At 41.5% G+C, this 6541-nt stretch carries 4 protein-coding genes; 1 reads left to right on the top strand and 3 read right to left on the bottom strand.

Annotation, left to right across the window (positions count from 1 at the left end; translation table 11 throughout):
* Window positions 1-304 precede the first annotated feature (304 nt).
* Complete coding sequence (locus tag FFO06_RS20380; protein ID WP_137909665.1) at window positions 305-727, bottom strand: tellurite resistance TerB family protein; 423 nt, start codon at window positions 725-727, stop codon at window positions 305-307.
* A 57-nt stretch (window positions 728-784) separates the two neighbouring features.
* Window positions 785-2125, bottom strand: coding sequence for a 16S rRNA (cytosine(967)-C(5))-methyltransferase (locus tag FFO06_RS20375; protein WP_137909664.1), 1341 nt, complete (start codon window positions 2123-2125; stop codon window positions 785-787).
* 685 nt (window positions 2126-2810) lie between these two features.
* On the opposite strand from FFO06_RS20375, the gene FFO06_RS20370 reads away from it, so the two are divergent.
* Window positions 2811-5975 (top strand): DUF4347 domain-containing protein, encoded by a 3165-nt coding sequence (locus tag FFO06_RS20370; RefSeq protein ID WP_137909663.1) that lies wholly within the window; start codon window positions 2811-2813, stop codon window positions 5973-5975.
* Between the two features lie 286 nt (window positions 5976-6261).
* Here the strand turns inward: FFO06_RS20370 and FFO06_RS22190 are convergent.
* Window positions 6262-6541 (bottom strand): hypothetical protein (locus FFO06_RS22190; RefSeq protein WP_236097200.1); only part of this gene is annotated, 280 nt, incomplete at its 5' end.

Raw genomic sequence — 6541 nt, 5'->3', positions numbered from 1 at the left:
ATTAATATCTGTACTTTATAATGCTGGAAACTGCTGTAATTTTTTGTTGGTTTGTAGTCAGGGCTAAAGGTCAGGTCGGTAAGCTCTACTGCGGGCAAGATGCCCGCACCACAAGAGTTTTATCATTAATATCTGTACTTTATAATGCTGGAAACTGCTGTAATTTTTTGTTGGTTTGTAGTCAGGGCTAAAGGTCAGGTCGGTAAGCTCTACTGCGGGCAAGATGCCCGCACCACAAGAGTTTTATCATTTTACCCATTACCCATTACCCATTACCCATTACCCATTACCCATTACCCATTACCTAATTCTGTACGTCAACACAACGCCGGTAGAGCTTTTGAATTTGCTTCAACAGTGTAGTGTGTGCTGCTTGGTTAGCACCACTAGACTTACTTAACTCTGTCAATTGGGTGAGGAGTCTTGCTTCTTCAATGGCTATATCACCATCACTATAAATCAAGCCACTTATCGCTTCAATTAAATTCTCATAATCTTCCTGTGTTGGGCGATCGCCTAAATATTCTTTCACCCATTTATAACAGTCCTTCGGATTCACTGGCACTAATTCATACAACCAAGGCTTAATTTCAGGGTCACTAGCTAAACCCTTAGCTTGCGCTATTTCCCGCAAATATTGCCGTTCTTCCGGCTGGATTTTACCATCAATCCAAGCTGCTCCAATCAGGATTTTTACTAGGTTTTTGACATGGGAATTATTAACCATTGCTGCCTCCTCTGGTAGATTCCGGCTTTGATTAGATCTTACAATCACTGTTGATATTCACTGAGAATCCTTAGATTTTTTTAAGCGCACCATGAAAAAACCATCCATATCCTGTTGGTGAGGCCAGACTTTCAACCAACCAGGAGTAGTATGATTGAATAACTCAAAAGGGTGCGGCTCTATTTGCCAATGGGGGTTGACTGCTAAAAATTCCGAAATGACCTGCTCATTCTCCTCTGGGTGTAATGTACAAGTTGCATAAACTAAAACGCCTCCAGTCTTGACAAAAGTTGCATTATGTGATAATAATTGTTTCTGTAATTGGCAAAGTTCTTGTACTGAATTAGGGGTTTGTCGCCAACGCGCATCAGCGTGTCTGTGCATAGTTCCCAAACCGGAACAAGGAGCATCAAGTAATACACAGTCAGCAGTTTGAGAGAATTGCGGTAAATTGCGGCTATCTCCTATATAAGTATGAATAGATTGTAAATGCAGTCGTTGGGCATTTTCCTTTAATTTGCGTAACCGAGAAGCTGTTTGATCACAAGCCCAGATTTTACCCTCATCTCCTATTAATTCCGCAATATGGGTAGTTTTTCCCCCTGGTGCTGCACAAGCATCAATTACCACGTCACCAGGTTTAGGGTCAAGCAAATAACCAACTAACTGGGCGCTACTATCTTGGACTGTCCACCAACCTGCACAGAAGCCGGGTAAATTTTGAATTGGTCCGTTGTTACCAATTAATCGTAAAGCTTGGGGTAAATTAGGAATAGATTTAACTAAAATACCAGCAGCTTCAAAAGCTGATTTTACCTCTTTTAAGGAACTACGCAGGATATTTATTCTTAAATCAATTGTCGGGGTTTGATTCATCCAGATACACAGTTTTTCTGTTTCTTCAAAACCCAATTGTGATAACCACACTTCAATTATCCAATTGGGAAAACTGTGTAAAATTCCCAATTTTTCTATGGGATTTTCTGGTAAAATTAAAGGTTCTAAAGACTTTTCTAAAAGTCGAAGATATTGACGTAATAAACCATTCACAAAACCAGTTAAACCAGGAAAACCATTTTCTTTGGCTAATTCAACGGTGGTATTTACGGCCGCAGAAACAGGGATTCTTTCCTGATACCGCAGTTGATAAAAACCCAGATGTAAAATCGTGCGGAGGTCTTTTGGTTGTTGTTGGTTTTTCTTGGTAGCAAGTTGGTCAATGATAGCATCTAAAGTGCGTTGTCTTCTCACACTACCATAAACTAATTCTGTCATTAACCGGCGATCGTTGTCCGGTAACTTAAACTTTTGTAATACCCGGTCTAGAGCCACATCAGTATAAGCTCCTTTATGAACTTCTTTGAGGGCAATAAAAGCTACTTGGCGGGGGTTGGTCATGAAATTAAGTGAATAGGTGACAGGGGACAGGGGACAGTGAATAGGTGACAGGTGACAGTGAATAGGTGACAGGTGACAGGGGACAGGTGACAGTGAATAGGTGACAGGTGACAGGTGACAGGGGACAGGTGACAGGTGACAGGTGACAGGGGACAGGGGACAGGGGACAGGGGACAGTGAATAGGTGACAGGTGACAGGTGACAGGGGACAGGGGACAGGTGACAGGTGACAGGGGACAGGGGACAGGGGACAGGTGACAGCCAAATAGTAGGGTGTGTTAGCGACTAGTAATGCACCATTGATGAAGAATTTGGGTGTAGCATAGCGATAGCGAAGCGCTGCTGCAAGCAGTTTGCTACATTCTACCTATATAATATAGTAACGCATCATTTTAGATCTTCATCCTGTACATCCTTTCATCCTGGATATTATCTCGACTTACTTCGGCAAGCTCAGTACAAGTCGCTCGATAACCACCTGATTCTGACAAATGTAAAAGCATGAATGTTACCAGAGTATTATGTATATGACACTAATTAACACACATTAAATTTAAAAAATACGGTTGTACTTCTGACTTTAATCAATTACGATCATATTGTGACAAGGTTTTATTACGTGAAGTTGCTCATTTTCTACCCCATATAACAAAAACCTACAGTACCAGGTGTAAAGGAAAAAATTATGTCTAATAACTCTTTCCTCCGTCAAACCGCAACAACAATTGTTTTTATTGATGCCTCCCTTTCCGACTATCACACCCTCCAAGCAGGAATTATCGAAGGCGTAAAAACAGTTATTATTTCCCCAGAGCAAGACGGAATTGAGCAAGTTAGCCAAATTTTACAACAACATCCCCACATCACCACCATTCACATCCTTTCCCACGGTGCGCCTGGATGCTTATATTTAGGCAATAGTCAATTAAACTTAACTAATATTCATAATTACACCCAACAATTACAACAGTGGCAACCTCAGAATATTTTACTATATGGTTGTAACGTCGCTGCTGGGGATGCTGGGGCAGAATTTATTCACAAATTACATCAAATTACCAACGCCACCATTAGCGCCTCCACCACAAAAACCGGCAATGCAGCATTAGGGGGAAATTGGCAGTTAGAGGTGAATATTCCCGTTACAGAGACATTCCATGGAACGTCTCTACCTTATTTGCCGAATATTGTTTTCAATGCACACACCCTCCACACCTACCAGGGAGTATTTGCACCCACATTAGTGGGCAATTATGATACATTCCTGTTAATTGACACCAGCACAGTTGCCGAAAACCAAGTTATTGGTACAGTAATTGGTAATCTGAGTAGCACAGACCAAGATGCTAATAACACCTTTACCTATAGTTTAGTCACCGGGGACGGTGCAACTGATAATAGTTTCTTCACCATTACTGGAAATCAACTCAAAACCAACGCTGTATTTGACTTTGAAACCAAAAATAGTTACAGCATTAAAGTCACAACCACAGACCAATGGGGGTTATCCTACGAGAAACAATTAACTATTGGAGTAACTGACCTTAACGAAACTCCTACCAACCTGTTAATTGACACCAGCACAGTTGCCGAAAACCAAGTTATTGGTACAGTAATTGGTAATCTCATTAGCACAGACCCAGATACAGGAAACATCTTTACCTATAGTTTAGTCACCGGGGACGGTGCAACAGATAATAGTTTATTTAGCATTACTGGAAATCAACTTAAAACCAACGCTGTATTTGACTTTGAAACCAAAAACAGTTACAGCCTTCGACTGAGGACAACAGACCAAGGGGGGTTATTCTTTGAAAGACAATTAACCATTGGAGTCACTGACCTTAACGATAACGAAAGTTTCACCACCACAGCCCAACAGGATATCATAGATGCTGACTATGGAGAAGACACCATCACCAGCATATTGGCTAATTTACAACAAAACGACACCATCAAAGGTGGTAATGGCACAGATACCTTAATTATCAGTGGCGGAACAGATAATGATATTATCTCCATTGATGCCAGTAATACCACCAATCAATTAGATATTCCAGGGACAACGGTATTCGGATTTGAACGCTTTGATTTAACTGGCTTTACAGGTACTGTCAGCTTTTTAGGTACTGCGGGTAATGATTGGATTAAAGGTGGTACAGGAAACGATGATTTAAGTGGTGGAGACGGTAATGACACTCTGAACGGGGGAACAGGTGCAGATTTATTAATCGGTGGTAGTGGTAATGACACTTATGTAGTAGATAATGTGGGAGATGTCATTGCTGAAAGTTTAAATAGTGGAATAGATACCGTTGAATCTTCTATCACTTGGACATTAAGAGCCAACTTAGAAAACCTAACCTTACAGGGAACAACCGCTATTAACGGTACAGGTAACACCCTCAATAATACCATTACAGGTAACACTGGTAATAACACTCTTAATGGTAGTGCGGGCGCTGATACCCTCATTGGTGGCGCTGGTAATGATTCCTATTATGTGGACAATACAGCAGATATCATCACAGAATTAGCAAATCAAGGAACTGATATTGTTTTCACAACTGTAACCTATACCCTCACCACCAATACCGAAAACCTGACTTTACAAGGAACAACCGCTATTAACGGTACAGGTAATGACCTGAATAATATCATTACAGGTAACGCAGCGGCTAACGTTCTCACAGGTAGTGAGGGTGCTGATACCCTCAATGGTGGTGCGGGTGCTGATACCCTCATTGGTGGCGCTGGTAATGACTCCTATTATGTGGACAGGACAGAAGATATCATCACAGAAAACCTGAATGAAGGAACTGATATCGTTTTTAGCACCGCAGCAACTTACACCTTAACCCCCAACCTAGAAAACCTGACGTTACAGGGAACAACCGCTATTAACGGTACAGGTAATGAACTGAATAATATCATTACAGGTAACGCAGCGGCTAACGTTCTCACAGGTAGTGCAGGTGCTGATACCCTCATTGGTGGTGCTGGTGATGATTCTTACTATGTAGATGTAGAAGACACCATCACAGAATTTGGAGGACAAGGAAATGATAGCGTTTTTATCAGTGTAACTTACACCTTAACCCCCAACCTAGAAAACCTGACGTTACAGGGAACAACCGCTATTAATGGTACAGGTAATGAACTAAATAACAACATTACAGGTAACGCAGCGGCTAACATTCTCACCGGTGGTTTAGGAAATGATACCCTCAATGGTGGTGAGGGTGCTGATACCCTCATTGGTGGTGCTGGTAATGACTCCTATTATGTGGACAATACAGCAGATATCATCACAGAAAGTCTGAATGAAGGAACAGATAGCGTTTTCACAACTGTAACCTATACCCTCACCCCCAATACCGAAAACCTAACGTTACAAGGAACAACCGCTATTAACGGTACTGGTAATGACCTGGATAACAACATTACAGGTAACGCAGCAGCTAACATTCTCACTGGTGGTTTAGGAAATGATACCCTCACAGGTGGTGCGGGTGCTGATACTTTAATTGGTGGTGGTGGTAGCGATAGCCTGTATTTAGGTTTAAACGATAATGCTGTAGATAACGTTAATTACGTTCTTGGTGATGGTACAGATACAGTTTACCAATTTGTGCGCGGTGCCGGTGGCGATAAACTGAACTTTACAGGTATTGCCAATTTTGATGTGATTACATCAGGTAATTCTACATTAGTGCGAGTTGGGGATGGTATTAGTGGTAATGCTGGTTTTGGTACTGGTCAATTATTAGTTACCTTATCCGGTACATCTGGATTTAATAGCACCAATGCGAGTTTAAACCTGTTCGGTGGTAATTTCTTGTTTAGTTAATAGCTTTATTGGGTTTTCTCAACCCAATAACTTAGGGACTTTGTTGTTAGGACTTTGTTGGGTTACGTTGTCGCTTAACCCAACCTACAATTATCACTTTAATCAGGTGACAGGTGCTACGCCACGGGGACAGGTGACAGGTGACAGGTGACAGGTGACAGGTGACAGGGAATAGGGAATAGGGAACAGGGAACAGGGAACAAGACGCGAAAAATTTGTTTTTTAGGTGTTGACAAAGGATTTTAAATATGTTATCCTTATCTTGATAAGGAAGAACTATCTAAAATTAGGTAACAGGTGACAGCTGACAGGGAACAGGGAATAGCTTTTTGAGTAGGATAACGATAGCGAAGCGCTGCTGCAAGCAGTTCGCTATATAATAGGGTAAGTTTAGGTTGAGTGAGGTACATTTTGTGCGGGCAAGATGCCCGCACCACAGGAGTTTTATTTTATTATTAATATCTGTACTTGAGGTGAAGACTTTGGAGGTAGGATAGCGATAGCGAAGCGCTGCTGCAAGCAGTTCGCTATATAATAGGGTAAGTTTAGGTTGAGTGAGGTACATT

Source organism: Dolichospermum planctonicum (genome assembly GCF_005402965.1).
GTDB lineage: Bacteria > Cyanobacteriota > Cyanobacteriia > Cyanobacteriales > Nostocaceae > Dolichospermum > Dolichospermum planctonicum.
Note: the sequence above shows the minus strand (reverse complement) of the source record. Positions and strands in the feature narration are given on the sequence as shown.

Bases quoted from the DNA above. Each gene is read 5' to 3' on its own strand.
- FFO06_RS20375 (WP_137909664.1), bottom strand. From the start codon at position 2,125: ATGACCAACCCCCGCCAAGTAGCTTTTATTGCCCTCAAAGAAGTTCAT.
- FFO06_RS20370 (WP_137909663.1), top strand. From the start codon at position 2,811: ATGTCTAATAACTCTTTCCTCCGTCAAACCGCAACAACAATTGTTTTT.
- FFO06_RS20380 (WP_137909665.1), bottom strand. From the start codon at position 727: ATGGTTAATAATTCCCATGTCAAAAACCTAGTAAAAATCCTGATTGGA.